Here is a 21,066-nt window from a genome sequence, read left to right as displayed (position 1 = left end):
TTTGTCATCCTGAGGAACGAAGGATCACACTAGGAATTCCTCAAAGAAATTCGTCAATCTTTGTCGATCAACTAGTGTGATCCTTCGTTCCTCAGGATGACAAAACTGTGTCGTTAAACTTTGTCAAAGTTTCAAACTTTGACAAAGTTCTAAACGGTATAATTATTTATCCCAAGACATTTTAAATTTCGCGTCTTCCATTCTGTGGCCTTTTGCGTCATCAGAAACGGCGTAATTAAATCCTGACCTTAGGCTGTAACCTGCGTATTCTCCGTTTTTATTCAAAGCAATAAAACCAACTTGCAGGTATTCCATGTCTTTGTGGTTTTTATGTTTGTTGTAAATACGTTCTGTGATTTCTTTACAGGCATCATAAGGCGATTTTCCCTGACGCATCAGTTCGACAACCATAGCGCTTCCAGCAGTTCTAATAACCGCTTCGCCCAAACCAGTTGCCGCTGCGGCTCCCACTTCGTTGTCCAAGAAAAGACCCGCGCCGATTATTGGGGAGTCACCGACGCGTCCGTGCATCTTCCAAGCAGCACCACTTGTCGTACATCCGCCAGAAAGATTGCCATCTTGGTCTAACATTAGCATGCTTATGGTATCGTGATTTTCTATATTAATAACTGGCTTGTATTTAGAATCTTCCAGCCATTTTTTCCAGTCTTTTTCAGATTCTGGAGTTAATAAATTTTCTTCTTTAAAACCTTCAGACAAGGCAAATTGCAAGGCTCCTTGCCCTGCTAACATTACGTGTGGCGTGTTTTGTAATACCCTTTTCGCAACAGAAATGGGGTGTTTAATTCCTTGCAAGAAACAAACAGATCCGCAATTACTGTTATGATCCATGATACACGCATCAAGAGTCACTTTCCCTTCGCGGTCAGGATATCCTCCATAACCCACACTGCGAACAGTTGGATCGGCTTCAGGTATTTTCATTCCAGCTTCGATAGCATCTAAAGCTGATTTTCCTTCTTTTAAATTCTTCCAAGATTCTTTATTTGCAGGCAAACCATGATTCCATGTCGAGATGATAATTGGTTTGGTCTGTTTTTTATCTTTTGATTCAGCTTCTGGTTCATTTTCGTGATTTGCAGCAAATCCGCTTACACCCAAAACAGAACTAATGGCTAAAGTGCCTAAAGTGGTTTTCTTAATAAAATCTCTTCTATTTGACATGTCTTTTTGGTTTTAATTCAACTTTCAGAAACTAATTGTTCTTCATGTTGCTAAATTAATCAGTAATAATTTTTAATCCCAGTAAAATCGACTACAACGACGCTTTTACCGACTTAATTGTTTTTAAATTACTGTCTGATAAAGCATTTCCGTCAAAAAATGAAACTCCTGTTGCACCATTTTTCTTAGCTTCTAAAATCGCTTCTTTCAATTCTGCATCCGATTTTAAACCTGGAATATAAATTCCTGTATTTACTTTCGTTTGTTTTCCTTCTAAATCGGCTACACCTTGTTTGGTTGCATAACCTACCCAGTCAATTTCTTCATCATAAAAACTATGATAAATCATTGGATACACTCCATCAATATTCCATTTATCCCAACGCTGGCGTACCATATGATCTGCCATTTCGGGATAAGGAAATACTGCTGCCGTTAATTTTTTATTGTGTTTATGAGCAATTTTATACGCATCGTCAACCACCGCTTTTACTGCATTTAATCTGAAGTTTTTCCACTCCATATCAATTGACGTATTATGGCTCTTTTTTGGATTTTTATGATGTTCTTTTTCGAATTTGCTTACGCACGCATCACAATAACAGAAATCAAATTGTGGCAATTCTACATCTTGCACCAAGTTATATTTTGGCAATAAACTGATTGGCAAGAAAATATCCGGAAAACGAATGTAGTCTAAATGTACGCTTTCAATTCCCTCTACTTTTGCTAAACCTTCTACTAAACCTAAAACGTGGTTTCTAGATTCTTCTTTAGTTGGGCAAAGCCATTGGTAATAATCTACATACGGACGATTGTCAAAGCAAGATTTTCCTTCTTTGCTTACTTGATACCAATCTGGATGCTGTAAAGCAATTGAATCGTTTGGACGATTCATTGCCATAATCCAAGCGTGAACTTTTAGTCCTTCTTTTTTTGCAAGCGGAACTAATCTTGCTAATAGTTTCGGATCGGTTTGCGTGTTAATTAAAACTTCATCGATTCCGCCGTCTTTGTATTTTTTGAATTCTTTAGAATAATCTGAATCCGACTTTTTAGCGTCAGCAGTGGTCCAAACACCAAAAGTGAATTTACCGTTTTCCTGATCTTTGGTTTCTTTTTGTCCGCAAGAGAATAAACTCAGCGATAGCGCTAATACTAAAACTTTTGATAGTTTTTGAAACTTATTCGTTCGTAATAATTTTACCATCTTCTTTAATTATTAAGGTTTTGTTTGAAAAAGGACTTTTTACCAAGATATTAAATCCTGATGAATGATTTTCTAAAATTGGCTTTAAAGTCTTTCCGTCAACCACTATATTTTTTTTACTGATACTTTGCAACGATTTTGCCCAAGATTTATTCTTTTCGAAATATCTTTTTTGAGCGCGGTACAAAGTATACAGTTCCCATTTTACTTTTTCTTCCTGCGGAATTGAAAATTTATCATCGCTTTCTTTAGAAGAGAAGTATACATAAGCCCATTTTTCGGGCTCATGCATATTTATCACTCCCATAGGCGACCAAACCCAATTGTATTCTGGGAGAAATTTTCCTTCTGAATCTTTTTTGCGTTCGTATTTTCCGTCGATAACTGAATGCTGCCAATTCACTCTAGAGAAATTGACTTTCCAAAATTTATCTTTCGGAACAATATCGTCGAAATAAGATGTTTTATAAACCGACCACGGAATTGCAATTTCTAATGTCCAGCCTTTATCAATATCTGAAGCATTATTTAAAGTTCCATCAATCTTTACAGCCGATTTTAAATCTGTAATATTCCAATCGTTTAAAACCGTATTTTTTTCTCTGTAAGGTTTATTAATAAATAAATCCCAAGCGGTGTTTAACGCATTTATTTCTAATTCATAATAATTGTGAGTATCATTATCTGGATCAATAAAAACCTCAAAATCATTATTATAAAAAATAATCGTATCGCGTTGTCTTAGGTTTGCCCAAACGTGAGGCTCTTCCATTTTTGCCAGGATATAGTAGTAATTATCGTCCCAAAGCATTTTGACCTGAGTATTGTATTTTGGTTTTTCAACGCCTTCTATGTCGACAAAAGGTGTTGTCCAAGTTGCTTTTTCCCAGTCTTTATCTGCCCCGTCTCCGTCAATAACAATTTCCTTTGAAGTCTTATACGCAATATAACTTTTTGGTGTAACCTCTTTTTCAGATTGCGAATAACCCATCAAACCAACAAAAAAAACGGCAAGGGACAATAATTTACTTCTACTATGCATCTTTATATTATAAACTATTATCTTTTGTAAACTGAATTACTTCACTTAATTTTCCGAAAGCGATAGCAACATGTGTATCTGCTGCACCGTAATAAACTGCTAATTTATCTTCTTCAATATCGTGTAAAGCAGCGCAAGGGAATACTACGTTTGGCACATCTCCAACCATTTCATAAGTCTCTGCTGGGCCTAATAAATAAGGTTGCGTTCTGTATTTTACTTGGTCTGGCGAATTAACATCTAAAAGCGCTGAACCCATTGCATAACGGAAACCGTTGCAAGTATTAATAACTCCGTGGTAAATCATTAACCATCCTTCTTCAGTTAAAATCGGGATTGGTCCTGCTCCAACTTTTGTACATTGCCAAGCACTTTTTTCAAACGGACTTGGTTTCATAACCAATCTATGTTCTCCCCAATATTTCATATCTGGGCTGTAGCTAATCCAAATATCTCCAAATGGCGTGTGGCCATTATCACTTGGACGGCTTAACATAGCATATTTACCGTTGATTTTTTGTGGGAATAAGACTCCGTTTCTGTTGAATGGTAAAAAGGCATTTTCACATTGGAAAAATTCTTTAAAATCGAAAGTGTAACCAATACCAATTGTTGGTCCGTTGTAACCGTTACACCAAGTAATCCAGTAACGATCTTCGATCCAAACCACTCGCGGATCGTATTTATAAGCCGATTCAATCATTTCTGTATTTCCAGATTTCATCTCAATTGGTTCGTGGTTAATGTCCCAATTGATACCATCTTTACTGAAACCAGCAAAAATATTCATCTGAACTGCTTTATTATCACATCTGAAAACCCCAGCATATCCGTCTCCAAAAGGTACAACTGCACTATTGAATATACTGTTTGATGAAGGAATCGAATATCTGTCGATAATTGGATTCTCAGAATATCTCCACATTACATCTTTACTGTTTTCGGGTCTGTCTTGCCAAGGAATAGTACTCATTTTTTGCTCTTTTTATGTATTAGTTTTTTGTTTTATTCTTTTTTAAACACATAGAATCATAGTTTTTTGGAACGCTTAAAAGGCATTTTACTTTGAATAAATCACATAGCTCTATTTTGTCATCCTGACGAAGGAAGGATCACACTAGAAGCTCCGCAATCTATGTCGCCAATCTTTGTCGAGTTACGTGTGTGATCCTTCGTTTCTCAGGATGACAAACTGCACTGTTAAACTTTGTCAAATTTTTGAACTTTTACAAAGTTGCTGTACATAACAGCACGGCCAATCTTGCGTTCCCGTAGTTGAAACTACGGGCTATGTTTAAATCTATGTGTTAGAAACTAGTTTCTTTCTTTTTCCTTTTTCAAATTAAAAAAAGTCTATGTTTCTATGTGTTTAAAATTTATCGAATCAAAATAATCTCCTCTAAAATCCTGATTCTGTACTCTTTATTCTATACTCTTTATTCTATACTCTTTATTCTATACTCTTTATTCTATACTCTTTATTCTATACTCTTTCTTCTATTCTCTTTCTTCTATTCTCTATTATCTAAAATCTACTCTTCAATCTTTCTAACTCTATCCAGCCAAGTAAACTTCAACACTGTAGTCGTCACTAAGAAAACCACCAATGCTACAGCCGCTTTTGGATAATCTCTAATAATGAAGTAAATTGGAAGCAAAATCATGCTTGACTGCCATACAATTCCAATTACACAATTCATCATATCCAAATAGAAATCATTATTTTTTTGGAAAGACTGATCTTCCGCTTTTAACTGTTTGTAAACTGGACCCCAGAATCCCCAAGGTCTCACATTGCTGTAGAAAGATTTCAGTACTTCTATATCTGTTGGTTTGCTTAAGTAAGTTCCTAAAAGACAACCTAAAATTGACATTCCGAAAATTAATGGGAATAAGTAAATGGATGGCACTTGCGAAAGATCATGCAAGAATGTTCCTGCTGCTAGATTTCCTTTGTTTTGATCTAAAACGAATTGAAGAGAAGCTGCGATTAATCCGCCGACCATTCCCCAGAAATAGCCCCATCCGTTAAAACGCCACCAAATCCATTTTAAGAAGTTCGCTGCAACGTAACCTCCGTAAAGAGCACTTGTAATCCAAAGTGTTAATGAGTTGATCGAATCTGCGAAGAATCCCATGAAAACTCCAAGACCAACAACCAAGAAAGAAGAAATCTGACTTACTTTAATATAGTGCTGATTTGAAGCAACTGGTTTAAAGTATTTTTTATAAATATCATTTACAATATATGCTGGCCCTGCATTTACAAAAGCGGAGAATCCAGACATGAAAGCCGCTAATAAACCTGCTAGAAGAATTCCTTTAATACCAACTGGAATATAAAGATTGACCACTTTAGGCATTAATAATTCTAAATCTGCGCCCGTTAAATTTACGTTTGCGTTTAATTCTGGAGCTAAATTCACTAAAGCAATAACCACAATTCCTGTGATTAATAAATATCTAGGAATGAATAAAATTAAGTTCGTAAAACCACTCATGTAAGCTGCTTCTTTAACCGATTTTGTAGAAAGAACTCTTTGTAAATCGTAACTTGGAGTTGGTCCTGCAACACTCGCGAAGAATCCTTTGAAAAGCGTCATTCCGATGAAAGCACCAAACATTTTATAACCTTCCGTATCAATTAATCTATTGAACGTTTCGAATTTATCGCTCCATTGCGTTTCAAATTCCCATCCGAAGAAAACATTTTTCCATTCTGGCGTAATTACCGAATTGATTTGAATATCTGTATAATTAATGAATGCATAACCCGCGATTAAAACTCCCGCAACAATCATAATAATATATTGTACAACCTCTGTCGCTACAACAGAAAACATTCCGCCTTTAACTGTATAAATGGTAGTTAAAAAAATGATTAACAAGGCATAAGCTTGTTCTGAGGTTAATAAAACGCCACCGTTCATATGAACCGTTAAATCCCAAGGAAGAATGATGGTTACAAATTTTCCAATTCCAACAAAGAAATAAGCGATAAAACCAATTGTAGAAATGATGGCAAAAATAGCCACAATAATATGAGATGCTTTTCCTGCTTTGTCGCTTCCAAAACGAGTTAAAATCCATTCGGAACCTGTCATTACTTTTGATCTTCTAATCCAGACCGCAAGGAACATCATCACAAAAATCTGATTCCATATTGGCCAAAGCCACATAAACATGAAGCTTTTTACTCCATATAAAAATAAAACTCCAATCATCCAGGAAGTTCCCGAAACATCAAACATTCCCGAGCCATTGCTCAATCCTAAAAAATACCATTTGATTGATTTCCCGCCAAGGAAATAATCGTCAAGTCCTTTTGATGCTTTTCTTGAAATCCAGATTCCGATACCGACCGAGAGTACGATATAGATTAAAATGATTGATACGTCTATTATGTTCATTAAATTATTTATTTTGAATTAGTTAGTTCAGACCCCAGTTTTTGTTTGGCTGTGCTCCCATTACAAAATGAAGTACACCGCCTTTTAGCATTTCTTGGTGAGAAATGGCTGTTTTATTAAATGCTTTTCCGTTTAAAGTAACCGATTGGATATAGAAGTTTTTGTTTGAAACATTCTCTGCTTCAATTACAAAAGTTTTCCCATTTGGAAGATTTAAAGTTGATTTTTCGAAAATCGGACTTCCAATTTCGTATTCACCAGAAGCTGGATTCATTGGGTACAACCCCATTGAGCTGAATACATACCAAGCCGACATTTGTCCGCAGTCTTCGTTCCCGCTTAGACCGTTTGCAGTCGTATTATATTGTGTGTCTAAAATATGGCGCACCCAATATTGCGTTCTCCAAGGCTGACCAGCGTGGTTAAACATATAAGCAATGTGGTGACTTGGCTCGTTACCATGTGCATATTGTCCGATCAAACCAGAAATATCTGCAGAAACGTTGTTTCCTGTAATCTCAGAACTCTCTGTAAATAATTGTTCTAATCGTTTTGTGAAAATGTCGTTTCCGCCATGAAGTTTAATAAATTGATCTACATTATGAGGCACAAACCAACTGTGTTGCCAAGCATTTCCTTCGGTATAATCGGTATGTTCTCTGTGATTGGAGTGTTTTGGATCGAAAGGTTCGTTCCAAGATTTTCCATCTTCCGATTTTCCTCTCATGAAACCCGATTTGGCATCAAATAAATATTCGTAAGCTTTTGCACGTTTCGAGAAAAACTCATAATCAGCTGTTTTCCCTAAAGCTTTCGCCATTTGAGCCACACACCAGTCATCATAAGCATATTCTAAAGTAATGGTAACCGATTCGTCTAATAAATTATATGGAATATAACCGTATTTTTTGTAGAAATTCAATCCGCGTTCGTCCTGCATCATCGTTGCTTTCATGGCTTCAAAAGCTTTTTCAGCATCAAAACCTTTAATACCTTTCATATATGCATCAACAATAACGGGGATCGAATGATATCCTGTCATGGTATTGGTTTCATTTGCGTATAATGTCCAAACCGGAAGTATCTTTTTAATCTCGTAATATGCTAACATGGAGTTAACCATATCAGAAACTTTATTCGGATCTAAAATGGTAAGTAATGGATTTTCAGCTCTAAAAGTATCCCAAAGAGATAAAGTAGAATAAGCGGTATAATTTTTTGAAGTAACAATTTTATCGTCTTCCGTTCTAAATTGTCCGTTTTTATCGCTGTACGTCACAGGCGCAACTTGAGCGTGATATAAAGCGGTATAGAAAATGGTTTTTAAAGAATCAACAGGAGTTTCAACTGTAATTTTACTTAAAGCTTTTTTCCAATCTAAAGATGCATCTGTTTTTACTTTTTCAAATTCCTGATCTTTATCTAAATTGTCTTTCGCATTAGCGATACTTACAGAAGAAAGCGCCACTTTAACGCCTAATTCTTTCGAGTTTTTAGAATCGAAGAATAATTGTAAAGCCGTGTTTTCGCCTTCAGCATTCTTACCTGAAACTACTTTTTTATCAGCTGTAATAATAGATTCTGTAATGGGCTTAGAAAACTTGGCAACAAAAAACACTTTCTGATTTTTTGCCCAACCTGTACTATAACGGTATCCGCTAATGGTATTTTGGTCTTCAACTGTAATGGCAGTTTTTACCGCTTTGTCCCAGTTAATGGCAAAACCTAAATCTACGATAACAGATTGTGTATCGTTATTATTATAGGTATACTTATGGTATGCGGTTCTTTGCGTAGAAGTTAATTCTACATTGATTTTAGGATCTTCAAGAAAAACTTGGTAATAACCCGGTATTGCTTTTTCGTTAACATGATTATATTTTGATTTATACGGTAAGAAATCGCGTGAAGCGGCTTTGGCGGTTAAGTCTAACTTTTTGTTTGTCGGCATAAATAAAATGTCTGCCAAATCACCGATTCCTGTCCCGCTTAAATGTAAATGACTAAATCCAGAAACTATCGAGTCAGAATAATGATAGCCTGAGCACCAGTCCCAGCTAGAAACCCCATTATCTGGACTCACTTGCAGCATCCCAAACGGAACTGTTGCGCCCGGATATGTATGTCCGTGCCCGCCTGTACCTATAAAAGGATCTACATAATTTGTTGCAAAACTTTGCTTATGTTGATTTTTATCTACATTTATTTTGCAACTTGCAGTTAAAATTACCGTCAGAGAAAGCAGAGTAATATTCCTCATATCAAAACAATATTAATTTAACTTTAAATTTAGATAAATTCAACTTTTACCAAAATATTTTTAGACGGACGACATTTAAACAGCTCTAAACATCAAAAAATAGTAACAAACGACATTCTATTCTACGATTATGATTTTCAACTCAAACAAACCTTATAGTTTACCTATACGTTATCATGTTTACTTTTGGTTAACCTATTTTGTATTCAATACATTCCGTTGGGGAAGCTATTTTAACGATTATGTTTATTCTTTAAAAACCACTTTACTCGGATTTCCAATTCACATGGCATTGTGTTATCTCAATATTTTAGTTTTAATGCCTTTGTTTATTTATCGCAAAAAGTACTTCCTATATATAATAAGTGTATTGTCGGCGATTTTTGTCATGGTTGTTTTAAAATTTAATCTTACTTATTTATTGATTACACACGATGTTTGGCCCGAAGGTCCGCAGACCATCAGTACACTTACACTCAACTATACGATAGATATGATGATGGGTGAATTGTATGTAATGACTTTTGTTACTGCCATTAAAATCACTTTAGATTTCTTAAAAGAACAAAGACGTGTGACAGATTTAGAAAAATCTCAGCTAGAAACCGAATTGTTGTTTTTGAAGTCACAGATTTCTCCGCATTTTTTCTTTAACACCTTAAATAATATTTATTCTCTTTCTGTAGAAAAATCAAACAAAACGCCAAAAATTGTTTTAAAGCTGTCCGAATTGATGCGCTACATGCTTTATGAAACAAAAGGCAAAAAACAAACTCTCGAAAATGAGATTATGTGCATTCAGAATTATCTGGATCTGGAAAGAATTAGAAACGGAGAGCGCCTGGAAGTCAATATGTATATCTCTGGAGATATTCATGATAAAGAAATTTCTCCAGTCCTTCTTTTGACTTTCGTCGAAAATGCTTTTAAGCACGGCGTGAACAAAAATACTGGAAATGTTGTAATTGACATCAACTTTAAAGTAAAAGGAGATTTTTTATATTTCACCATTTCAAACCCAATGCCCGAATTTACCGTACATAAAGATAATTTTAACAAGTCAAGTGGTATAGGTATTGAAAACGTAAAAAAAAGACTTGAATTAGGATATAATAAAAGTGACTATAAGCTTTCATTTAAAAATAAAAAGAATATTTTTGTCGTTAAACTAGTTATAAAAGTCACATAACCCCACCTTTTATAAGTTTAGAAAACTATACCTACAAAAAACCACATATCGGCCAAAAATAACAGTACAAATGAAAATAAAGTGTTTAATTATCGATGATGAGCCATTGGCAATAAACGTTATTAAAAATTATATTGAACAGATTGAAGATTTAGAATTAGTAAATACTTTTAGCAATTCTATCGAAGGATTAAATTTCTTAAAAAACAATACTATAGATGTAATTTTTTTAGACATTAACATGCCTGTTTTGGACGGTATTAATTTTATTAAAAGTTTAGAAAACCCTCCTTTACTTATTATTACAAGTGCTTACGATCAGTTTGCGATTGAAACTTACGAGCTTGATGTTTTAGATTATCTAGTAAAACCAATTGAGTTTCCTAGATTAATGAAAGCGGTAAACAAAATCAACAAACGTCTTAATAACGCAGTTAAGCTTCCGCAGGAAAATAGCAAAGAGAATCCTTTTATTTTCGTGAAAATCGACAAGAAAAAAATGAAAAAGATTTTCTTGAACGAAATTCTAGTAATTGAAAGCTTAAAAGACTATTTAAAAATCAGTACAACTTCTGGAAAGTTTATCATTCACAGCACTTTATCTGATTTTACAAGTTTATTGCCAGAGAGAGATTTTATCAGAATCCACCGATCTTATACGATTGCAATTGACAAAATTGACGCCGTTGAAGGAAACAGCATTGAAATTGAAGGACTTAGATACGTTATAGGAAGATCTTATATTGACGAGGTAAAACAAAAAATCCTTAATTCTTCGATCTAGTGAGAAGTAATTAGTGAAAAGTAAAAAGTTATAAGCAAGAAGTTAGACACAAAATGTCTAACTTCTTGCTTATAACTTTTTCAAATAACATTTCACATTTTACAAAACAATAAAAAACGAAAATGCGGCCAACCACGACCGCATTTTCTCTCAATTATAGGTAACTAACCAAAATAAACCATGAAATAGTCTATTATCTTTATGCTGCAAAAAACTAAAAGTGATATCTTTTAAACGCTTCAATAGCCGAATAATCTGCTAAACCTAAGCTGTGATATTTTTCTGCAGTCAATCTATTTCTATCTTCAACTCGAACCCAAAACTCCCTGCTATCGTCACCTTGAAACATAACGCCGTCTTTTTGAGACTGGTGATAAAAAATAGCATGTCGTTTCTTTAAAACTTGATCAGGACTCATTGGTACTGCCATGTCAATTTGGTACGATTCCCATTCATGCCATGCGCCTCGGTACAACCAAACCCAGCAATCATCCATAAAGCTTTTGTGTTTTAGTCTTTTTAAAGCTTCAAACAAACTGTCTAAACATACTTTATGAGTTCCATGCGGATCTGCTAAATCTCCAGCGGCATAAATTTGATGCGGTTTTATTCTTTCAATAATGTCACACATAATGTCGACATCTGCATCTGAAAGATTATTCTTTTTAACCGTTCCTGTTTCATAAAACGGAAGATCCAAAAAGTTTACGTTAGAATCTGGCAAACCAATGTAACGAGTTGCTCCAAAAGATTCGCTTCTTCTAATCAAGCCTTTTAATTTTCTAACTTCTAACGAGTCAATTTCATTTCCAGTTCTGTTCTGAAGAAAATCGATTATTTTATCAGACATTCTAGAATCTGGATGCAATGCTTTCGAAATTTCTGCAAACTTTAAAGCTTCAACATCTGATACGGCAATATTTCCAGAAGTCTGATAGGCTACATGAACCTCGTGTCCTTGCTCTACCAAACGGTCAAATGTTCCTCCCATCGAAATCACATCATCATCTGGATGCGGGCTGAAAATGATAATTCTTTTCTTTTCCGGCGTGGAACGCTCCGGTCTGTACGTATCATCAGCATTGGGTTTTCCGCCCGGCCATCCCGTGATGGTTTGCTGCATTTTATTGAACATTTTAATATTCAAATCGTATGCAGTTCCTTCTTCCGTCAAAAGACTCGACATTCCGTTGTCGTTATAATCTTTGTCCGTCAGTTTCAGGAAAGGTTTCTTCGTCAACTCACTTAACCAAGCCACCGCTTTTAATTTTAATTCATCTGTCCAAACACAAGACTTTACCAACCATGGTGTTTTTACTCTTGTTAGTTCAGACGAAGCTTCTGTATCTAGAACAAATGTTGTGTTGTTATGCTCTTGCAAATACGTAGCTGGAACTTGCGAAGAAACTCCCCCTTCGATTGTCTTTTTTATAATTCCTGCTTTACTGATTCCCCAGCCTAGCAAAACAATTCTTTTTGCATTTCTAACGGTTCCAATTCCCATTGTTATGGCTTTTCTTGGAACATTGTCAATTCCTAAAAAAGAAGAAGCCGCATCGACTCTCGTGATATGATCCAAAGTAATACTTCTGGTTCCTGAATTCACATGAGAACCTGGCTCATTAAACCCAATATGTCCTGTTCTTCCGATTCCTAAAAGCTGAAAATCTAATCCGCCGTACGATTTAATTTTCATCTCATAATCGATGCAATATTGCTGTAATTCCTCGGCACTCACCTGCCCGTCTGGAATATTTATATTTTTAGGAAGAATATTTACATGATGAAATAAATGTTCGTGCATAAAATGATAATAACTCTGAATATCATTTTTATCCATCGGATAATATTCATCTAAGTTAAAAGTCACCACATTTTCAAAACTCAAACCTTCCTCTTTGTGCATTCTAACCAATTCTTCATATACCTTAATTGGCGAAGAACCTGTAGCCAAACCTAAAACACAAGGTTCGTTTAGCTCATTTTTTCTCTGAATTAAATTGGCAATTTCTTGCGCAACAAGTAAAGAAGCTTCTTGCGACGATTCGAAAATAACATTGTGAATTTTCTCAAAACGAGTTTCTTCAAATTTCCCTGCTTCTCTAAAACCTATATCTTCTTTAATCATTTGCCTTGTCATTTAATTTCTAAAATAAAAGTAGAATTAAATTATCCGTTCCTCTCAAAAATTCGACTAATAACGACTGCGCTTCGGCAAAAGACAAAATAAGATGTGCTAAGTTATTTTAATACTTCGCAAAAAAGTTTTTATTCAATTACCCCAATTTCAGCAATTGAAACTGTCTGCCCTTTTCCTACAGCAGCTGTAGCAACAAATCGTAAAAATCTTGCTTTTACTGCAGTAAAACTCTTAAGCTGCTCAATAGGATTGTGTTTGATGTTAGAGAATTCTCCTTCTGATTGCTTTGTCCAAGTAATATTATCTTCGCTAGTATAGAATTCATAATTCGAAATCAAATTCAAATTATTTCCAACTTGCTGTGGCGTGTATGTAAAGCCTTTTATTTCTCTTGCTTCGCCCATATCGATAATGATTGCTTGAGGCAGTTTGTTTTGATCATTTCCAAATCCCCAATCGGTATTGGCATCTCCGTCAATAATTCTTTCAACCGATTTATCATCTCCACTTGAAATAGAAATCACGCTCCATTTTTCTTTAGAAACACCATATTTGGCTGTTCTAACTGCACTATTGATTTTCTCTTTTGTATTTCTCGAAATGGCCTTAATTTCTACTGCTTTATTGTATATGAATGGCGCTTTGTATAAAGTACTTTTTTCTGAAGGATTTTTTCCGTCAAGCGAATAATAAACTGCATTACCGCTTTCCGATTTAATCGTAACCAAACCATTTTTATCACGAAGAATTTGCGGCTCTTTTACAAAAGTCGGAGCATTATAAGCTTCAATTGTACTGATTACAAATCCAGCTTTTGCATCCAAAATATTAACTCTAATTGCAGAAGCTGTGACACGATCTAAACGCAGAATTCTTTTGTAACCAATTGTAGTTTCGTTGGCAATCGTTTTCCATTGTCCATCCACTTTTGCTTCAACAGAAAATTCTTTTACACGTTGCCCAAGCTTGATATATTCTTGAAGCAAAATTCTATTGATTGCAGTTGGCTTTTTAAATGTAAATTCAATTGTAGCTTGTTTTACTTTATCGTCGGTTGCCCAATACGTATTTTTATTTCCATCAATCACATTTTCAGGTCCGAAATTAGAATCGACTGCTCTTGTGTTTGAAGCTTGCACTTTTGCTCCTGCTAATAATTCGGTTTTAAAATCTGCTTTAATTGTAGCAACCAATTCTTTCAATCTCGCTTCGTCATTTTCATGAACCAAACCGCGAGTATCAACAGGAAGATTTAATAATAAAGTGGCATTACGTCCAATCGATTCATAATAAATATCGACCATTTCGTCAAGCGAACGAACCTTATCGTCTTCAACCGAATGATAAAACCATCCCGGTCTGATCGAAACATCGGCTTCGCCAGGAACCCATTTTTCCCCGTCTTCATGTCCAGACATGAATTCGCTGTAATGCACTTTTCCAGCCAACTCATCTTTTTGGCGTAATAACGACCAATTGGTTTTTCCTGCACGCCCTTCTTCGTTTCCAATCCATCGCGCTTCTGATGGGCCAACACCCCAAACTAGCGTTTTTGGTGCGATATCGTAAATCAATTTATACGTTTCATCCCAATTGTAATAAGTCAACGAATTGATTTTTCTGGTTTCGTTTGCACCGCCATAATAACCATCTCCGCCATTTGCACCGTCAAACCACATTTCGAAAACATCTCCATAATTCGTCAATAATTCCTTTAACTGATTTCTGAAATACGTTATATATTCAGGTTTGCCGTATTGCGGATGATTTCTATCCCAAGGCGAAAGATATAATCCGAGTTTTAAATCGTATTCTTTACAAGCTTCGGCCAATTCTTTAACCAAATCCCCTTTTCCATTTTCCCAAGGTGAATTCTTAACTGAACGTTCTGTGTAAGCTGAAGGCCATAAACAGAATCCGTCATGGTGTTTAGCGACCAGAATAATGCCTTTCATTCCGGCTTCTTTTACCACGCGCGCCCATTGACGAACATCTAATTGTGATGGATTAAAAAGTTCTGGCGACTCGTCTCCGTAACCCCATTCTTTATTGGTAAATGTATTTAATGAAAAGTGCACAAAAGCATAAAATTCCATCTCCTGCCAATCGATTTGTTTCTGTGTGGGAAGCGGTCCAAAAGGCTTTGGTGCATTAGCGAATTCCTGACTTGAAGCATTAGAAATCACACCCAAAAGACATAAGGAAAGGAATATTTTTTTCATTGCTGATCTGCTTTAAAATGGTCTATAAAGCATAAATGTAGTATAAATTGAAATCTTTCGAATAGAATTTCGACCAACAACATTTTTTAAAGCGTTTTGGTCAAAAGTGGATTTTTAGTATATATATCTTATCTAGAATTAGGTCAAACTTTTTGTCTTGATTCTAAAAATAGAAATCAGAATAATAGATAAAATCACAAAGGACAGTAAAACAAAAAATCCGTTTATAATTGCCGTTTGAAAACCTAATTGGGTTGCATCTATAAAAGGGTACGGATAAAATTCGGTTGCAAGTCCGTGAAACAAAGTGTAAATGATATAGATAATTGGATAAATCAGCCAAGATGAAATAACTTTAAAAGAGATCTTTTCTGGACTTACAAAAAACAGCCAGAAAAAGAAAAATAGAACAGGCACAACGGTATGGAAAATTTCGCTTACAATAAGATGATGTCCTTGTAAATCTAAAACTGGACGAAGGAGCAAATTAAAAACAATTCCGACAATCAATATATAAACTGTAATTGCCGTAATAGTAGTACATTTTCTAAAGAAAGCATTTGCCGAACTTCTTCCTCCAAATAATAACAAAGCACTGCAAATAATAACGATTGTATTTGTTGTAATGGTAAAGAAACTAAAAAAGCGGACTGCTGCACTGAAAAAAGTAAATTCAGGATTTTTTAGCAGCAAATAAAACTGTACAGGTAAGGCGTATAACTCTAGGGCAAAAATAATACCCAGCAAAATCTCCCCTTTAATTTTTGTGGTATTTTCTCTTTCCATATTTCGCTAAAGTCAGATTACTAAAATAAGGATTTTATTCGAAATATTCACAGCACTCTTTTCTGTTTCTCACTCTCAGCAATAGTTTTTTCAAGCCTTGACAGTTGTGTTTTTTCCTGTTTGGCACTCATAATCCAATGAATTATCACTTTTTTATAAGAAGGCGCTTGCTTCTCAAAATATTCCCAAGCGATTTTATTGTTTTGAAACTGTTTTTCGTAAACTTCTAACAGCGAAACTGGTTCTTTTTCGTGCGAATAAATTTTAGACTTATTTTCAGTTCTAAAACTAAATGCTTTCAAACCTGCATCTGTCATAAGTCCAGCATTAGTCAAATCTTCCATCTTCTGAATATTAATAGCACTCCAAATGCTGGAAGGTTTTCTTGGAGTAAAGCGTATCGTATAGCTTTCGACATCAATAGATTTTCGAACGCCGTCAATCCATCCAAAACAAAGCGCCTGATCAACCGATTCTGACCAGCTCATAGAAGGCTTTTTACTTGTAACTTTATAAAAACCAACCAAAAGTTCTTTTTCTTTCTGATGGTTTTTCTCGAGCCATTTTCTAAAGTCTTTCTGATCTGCAAAGAATGTTGGAGTCATTTTGTTTTTTTTCATAAATGTATAAAGAATCTCGCAAAGACGCTAAGTCGCAAAGTTTATTAAAAAAAACAAACCATATAAGTAATTTAAGTTCAATTAAGTCAAAACTTAAATTACTTACATAACTTATATGGTTTAATTTTTTTGCAGCTTCGCGACTTTGCGAGCAACAAGTCTTGCATTTATATTAAGTATCACAAGTCACATTATCCCAATCTTGATCCATATAATGAATCAGCCAATTGAGCGCATATTGTCTTTCGTAAACAATTCCTGGATTAATGTTTTCTATTTGTCTTCCATTAATCCTTTCGTCTACACAGGCCCAATTGTATCTGTAATACAAATCTGCAGCATCTAAAATTTCTTTTTTAGAACGAACTTCATGAACTGTATTAATAAATTCAAAAGGATCTTTGTCTTTTGCAACAGGATAATTTTCTTCACTAATATTTCCGAGATCGCAAAATTCATTTGGAAAATCAAGTGTATCGAATTTTTTCAAAGCCCACATTAAAGTCCAAATACCCTCGCATTTCCAAGTTTCATAGCTTTTTTTGTCATCCGTTGGATTCGCCAGAAACTCTTTTTCGCCTTCTGTTACAAATTCCCAAAGTTTATAATTCTGTAAATAATCAACAGCTTCTTCAGACGAAATGGTGTTAAAGGCAACTAAATTCGTCACAGCCAAAACACTCGCTCTTTCGGCTATTTCTTTTGCTGATCGAATTGTAGTTTCTCTTTCCGATTCAACACAAGGCAAATGCTTATTGATTTTTACATTTTCTTTTTCAAGAATTTCTTCGTTTTGAGCTTTTCTTTCTATTTGATCTTCGTCTAATTCTGTCTGATCATTGTCAAAATATTCCGAATTTATATTAACCTTTAATTCTTCAATTTCACATCTTCCTTCTGTATCAATAATTAGATTTAAATCTTTATCTAAAAAATGTTGCGTTTCAGATTTACTTATTATAGTTTTTGGCTGAACAAATAAAACTGCATCAAATTCCTTTGCAAGATCGGCTATAATAATGTCTAATTCTTTCAATTCTCCCTTGTCTTTACGAATCGAAAATTCAGAATTTAGTGTTTGTATTTTATGAAGAAATAATTCTTTTACCTTTTCATTTTCAGTAGGTAACGAATCTACAAAACCATACAAACCTTTCAAATTTGCAGTTAATTCAGAATCGTCTATTTGTGGAATTTGATAAGAAGGAATAGCTCTTTCTCTGTAAAAAATAGTTACTTTTTTTGATGGACTTAAAATTCCACCTTTCACTTCAAATTCAAGGTTTTCACCATTAGTAGAAAAAACACCTTTAGGTACATGAGAAAGAAATATTTGTTTGATTTTTTCCAGTCCTAAATGATGCGAATAAATTGTACAAATCATTTTTCGGCTTTTATGTTATTAGGGCAAATATAAGTTTAATTCTACAAGAATAATAAATATTCTAAATGAGCAAAAAACAAAAAATCCGCATCTATTTTGAAACGGATTTTGATTGTTTGTATTATTTCGCTCCTCTGGAGCTTTATTCTTATGTGAGACTCATTTTTCTATAAATATTTCGCTCTCCCAGAGCTAAAATTGAAATCGAATAATTATCTAAAACAAAGCTTCGGAGAAGCTTAATATTTATAGAAATCCACCTCATTACAGAATAAAAGCTCCAGCGGAGCGACATATAAAATTAATTAACATTTATCTGAATCGTTGAAACCGAAATTCCATTCCCTGCTGTCGCTTTCAACTTAATATTCTCTTTCTTCCCATTAGACTGGATAATCGCAATACATTTCCCATTAAACAATTTACAAAAATTAGCTTTAAACGAATCCAAATTGGCTTGATAACCATTATCAACACCAACTAATTTTCCTCCGCCAGAAACTTCAAAATTGATTAAATCCATGGCATTTGGAACTAAATTTCCGTCTTTATCAGTCATAGAAACGGTTACGTAAACCAAATCGTAAGTATCATTTTTGATTGCAGTTTTATCAGCTTGCAAATCTAATTTAGAAGCTTCTCCTGCAGTTCGGATTTCTTTCTCTAAAACTACTTTTCCGTTCTTTCTTGAAACAGCTTTTAATGTTCCTGGTTCAAATTTTACACGCCAAAAAATATGCAAATCATCATTTTGTTTGGTTTTTTTTCCTAAAGATTTTCCGTTTAAGAATAATTCTACTTCATCAGCATTATTGTAATAGGCCCAAACTTCTACTTCTTGATCTTTTTTCCAGTTCCAATGCGGTAAAATATGCAGAACTGTTTTATTCGACCACTCGCTTTGATACATATAATAAACATCTTTTGGAAGTCCGGCTAAATCGACGATTCCGAAATAAGAACTTCTTGCAGGAAAAGGATACGGATCTGGTTCTCCGATATAATCAAAACCCGTCCAGATAAAAGTCCCTGCCATGAAATCCTGTTTTTTGATTGTTTTCCAGTTCTCTTCGTGGGTTGCTCCCCAATACGATTTTACCTGATCGTAAGCCGAAACGGTCCAATCTGCATTTCCGTCAAACGGAGCACCATGTTTTGTTGGCCAAGCTTTAATTCCGTCAGGAAAATCATAATGTCCACGCGTTTCTAAAGCCGAAACACTTTCGGATGCTAATATCTTTTGTCCTTTAAATTTCGTTGGAAAATCTTTATAATCTTCATGTTTGTAATTGAATCCCAAAAGATCCAAAGCTCCCGATTGGTAAATGAAGTTTTTCTCAATTACATTTTCCGTCAAAGCCGAAGTTACGGGACGAGTTGCGTCTAATGATTTTACTATTTTAGCCAATTCTCTGGTAATTGCAATTCCAGTCGAATCAAATTGTTCTCTGATTTCGTTTCCAATACTCCACATCATAACCGACGGATTATTACGGTCTCTTTTGATAAAATCTTCTAAATCCTGTTTGTGCCAAGCATCCCAATCTTTGTGGTAATCGTTGGTTACTTTTTTCTTTTTCCAAACGTCAAAAGCTTCGTCCTGAACGATGAACCCCATTTCGTCGCACAATTGCATCATTTCCAAAGAATGCGGATTATGAGACATTCTGATAGCGTTTGCTCCCATTTCTTTCATTAAAGCTAGTTTTCTGCGAACCGCATGAATGTTTTCTACCGCACCCAAAGCGCCATTATCGTGATGCAGACACACGCCGTAAATTTTAGTTGGAACTCCATTTAATGAAAATCCTTTTTCGGAATCAAAATTGAAATATCTAAATCCAAGCGGTGTTTCATAATTGTCAACCAATTTCGATTTCTCATACACTTTAGTGATAACTTTATACAAATACGGATTCTCTGTACTCCACAATTTTGGCTGTTTTACTTCTAAATCATGAAACTTTTTTTCTGATGTTTTAGCACCGATTTTTTCTGTTGAAGTATAATGGGCAACTTCTTTATTTTCTGCATTTACAATCGAAGTAACGAGTTTAAATTCTTTTGCCGAAGCATTATCATTATCAATGGTAACTTCTAAATGTATTTTTGATTTAACTGCCGAAACTTCAGGCGTAGTAACATAAGTTCCCCATTTTCCAACGTGAAGTTTTTCGCTTGCAACCAAACGTACATTTCTGTAAATTCCAGAACCTGTGTACCATCTCGAATTGGGCTGAGAATCGTTATCAACTTTTACGGCAATCAAATTCTCTTTTCCAAAGTTTAAATACTGCGTTAAATCATAACCAAAAGAAATATAACCATTTGGACGAATTCCTAAAGATTTTCCATTTATAAAAACTTCGCTGTTCTTGAAAACACCATCAAATTCAATCGAAACTGTTTTGTTTTTCCAATTCGCAGGAATTGTAAAAACTTTACGATACCAGCCTTTTCCTGCAGGTAAAAATCCCTGTGCTTGTTTGGTTTTACTGTCTTTATCAAAAGTACCTTCAATGCTCCAGTCGTGCGGCAATTGAAGTGCTCTCCAATCTGACACATTGAAATTAGATTGAATTGCTTCTGGATAATCTCCTAATTTGAAGTTCCAGTTTTTGTTAAAGTCTTCGACAATTCTGGCTTGTTTTTGTGCAAAAACTGATACCGAAAACAATAAGGCAATTGTAATTTTTTTTAAAATCATATTCTTTAGTTTTCTCTCGCAAAGGCGCGGAGACGCAAAGAAATTTAAACCATATAAGTAATATAAGATAATTTAAGTTTGTCTTACTTGAACTTATATTACTTATATGGTTAAGAAAAAACTTTGC

At 34.7% G+C, this 21,066-nt stretch carries 14 protein-coding genes; 2 read left to right on the top strand and 12 right to left on the bottom strand.

Features of this window, described 5'->3' with window-relative positions; translation table 11 throughout:
• Positions 1 to 162: 162 nt before the first annotated feature.
• The 6 genes from BSF41_RS15315 to BSF41_RS15285 form a co-directional block, all read right to left on the bottom strand.
• Positions 163 to 1,185, bottom strand: a complete 1,023-nt coding sequence (locus BSF41_RS15315) for an isoaspartyl peptidase/L-asparaginase family protein (protein ID WP_095930374.1) — start codon at positions 1,183 to 1,185, stop codon at positions 163 to 165.
• Between the two features lie 91 nt (positions 1,186 to 1,276).
• Positions 1,277 to 2,395, bottom strand: a complete 1,119-nt coding sequence (locus tag BSF41_RS15310) for a putative glycoside hydrolase (protein ID WP_095930373.1) — start codon at positions 2,393 to 2,395, stop codon at positions 1,277 to 1,279.
• Positions 2,370 to 3,437 (bottom strand): carbohydrate-binding family 9-like protein, encoded by a 1,068-nt coding sequence (locus tag BSF41_RS15305; RefSeq protein WP_095930372.1) that lies wholly within the window; start codon positions 3,435 to 3,437, stop codon positions 2,370 to 2,372. Before BSF41_RS15305 ends, BSF41_RS15310 begins: the two co-directional genes overlap by 26 nt.
• A 7-nt stretch (positions 3,438 to 3,444) precedes the next feature.
• A complete protein-coding gene (locus tag BSF41_RS15300; RefSeq protein ID WP_095930371.1) occupies positions 3,445 to 4,410 on the bottom strand; it encodes a glycoside hydrolase family 130 protein in 966 nt (321 codons plus the stop codon).
• Between the two features lie 559 nt (positions 4,411 to 4,969).
• Positions 4,970 to 6,847, bottom strand: a complete 1,878-nt coding sequence (locus BSF41_RS15290; RefSeq protein WP_095930370.1) for a sodium:solute symporter family protein — start codon at positions 6,845 to 6,847, stop codon at positions 4,970 to 4,972.
• 22 nt (positions 6,848 to 6,869) lie between these two features.
• Entirely contained in the window at positions 6,870 to 9,107 is a 2,238-nt protein-coding gene (locus BSF41_RS15285; protein WP_095930369.1) for a GH92 family glycosyl hydrolase, read from the bottom strand.
• A gap of 130 nt (positions 9,108 to 9,237) precedes the next feature.
• On the opposite strand from BSF41_RS15285, the gene BSF41_RS15280 reads away from it, so the two are divergent.
• Positions 9,238 to 10,296: a sensor histidine kinase gene (locus BSF41_RS15280; RefSeq protein ID WP_095930368.1), complete on the top strand. Its 1,059-nt coding sequence runs from the start codon at positions 9,238 to 9,240 to the stop codon at positions 10,294 to 10,296.
• A 70-nt stretch (positions 10,297 to 10,366) separates the two neighbouring features.
• Positions 10,367 to 11,080: a LytTR family DNA-binding domain-containing protein gene (locus BSF41_RS15275; protein ID WP_095930367.1), complete on the top strand. Its 714-nt coding sequence runs from the start codon at positions 10,367 to 10,369 to the stop codon at positions 11,078 to 11,080.
• A 214-nt stretch (positions 11,081 to 11,294) separates the two neighbouring features.
• Here BSF41_RS15275 and nagB read toward each other — a convergent pair whose 3' ends face one another.
• The 6 genes from nagB to BSF41_RS15245 form a co-directional block, all read right to left on the bottom strand.
• On the bottom strand, positions 11,295 to 13,208 hold the full coding sequence (nagB, locus tag BSF41_RS15270) for a glucosamine-6-phosphate deaminase (protein WP_172426916.1): 1,914 nt from the start codon (positions 13,206 to 13,208) through the stop codon (positions 11,295 to 11,297).
• 140 nt (positions 13,209 to 13,348) lie between these two features.
• Positions 13,349 to 15,442 carry an alpha-L-fucosidase gene (locus BSF41_RS15265; protein WP_095930365.1) on the bottom strand — a complete coding sequence of 698 codons (2,094 nt, stop codon included), beginning with the start codon at positions 15,440 to 15,442 and terminating at the stop codon, positions 13,349 to 13,351.
• Between the two features lie 138 nt (positions 15,443 to 15,580).
• Complete coding sequence (locus tag BSF41_RS15260; RefSeq protein WP_095930364.1) at positions 15,581 to 16,228, bottom strand: Pr6Pr family membrane protein; 648 nt, start codon at positions 16,226 to 16,228, stop codon at positions 15,581 to 15,583.
• 47 nt (positions 16,229 to 16,275) lie between these two features.
• Positions 16,276 to 16,833 carry a YdeI family protein gene (locus BSF41_RS15255; RefSeq protein ID WP_095930431.1) on the bottom strand — a complete coding sequence of 186 codons (558 nt, stop codon included), beginning with the start codon at positions 16,831 to 16,833 and terminating at the stop codon, positions 16,276 to 16,278.
• A 187-nt stretch (positions 16,834 to 17,020) separates the two neighbouring features.
• On the bottom strand, positions 17,021 to 18,232 hold the full coding sequence (locus BSF41_RS15250; protein WP_095930363.1) for a DUF4272 domain-containing protein: 1,212 nt from the start codon (positions 18,230 to 18,232) through the stop codon (positions 17,021 to 17,023).
• 301 nt (positions 18,233 to 18,533) lie between these two features.
• A complete protein-coding gene (locus BSF41_RS15245; RefSeq protein WP_095930362.1) occupies positions 18,534 to 20,939 on the bottom strand; it encodes a sugar-binding domain-containing protein in 2,406 nt (801 codons plus the stop codon).
• Positions 20,940 to 21,066 lie beyond the last annotated feature (127 nt).

Source organism: Flavobacterium sp. ACN2 (assembly GCF_002303885.1).
Taxonomy (GTDB): domain Bacteria; phylum Bacteroidota; class Bacteroidia; order Flavobacteriales; family Flavobacteriaceae; genus Flavobacterium.
The sequence above is the reverse complement of the archived record's forward strand: the minus strand, read 5'-3'. Positions and strand labels throughout refer to the sequence as shown.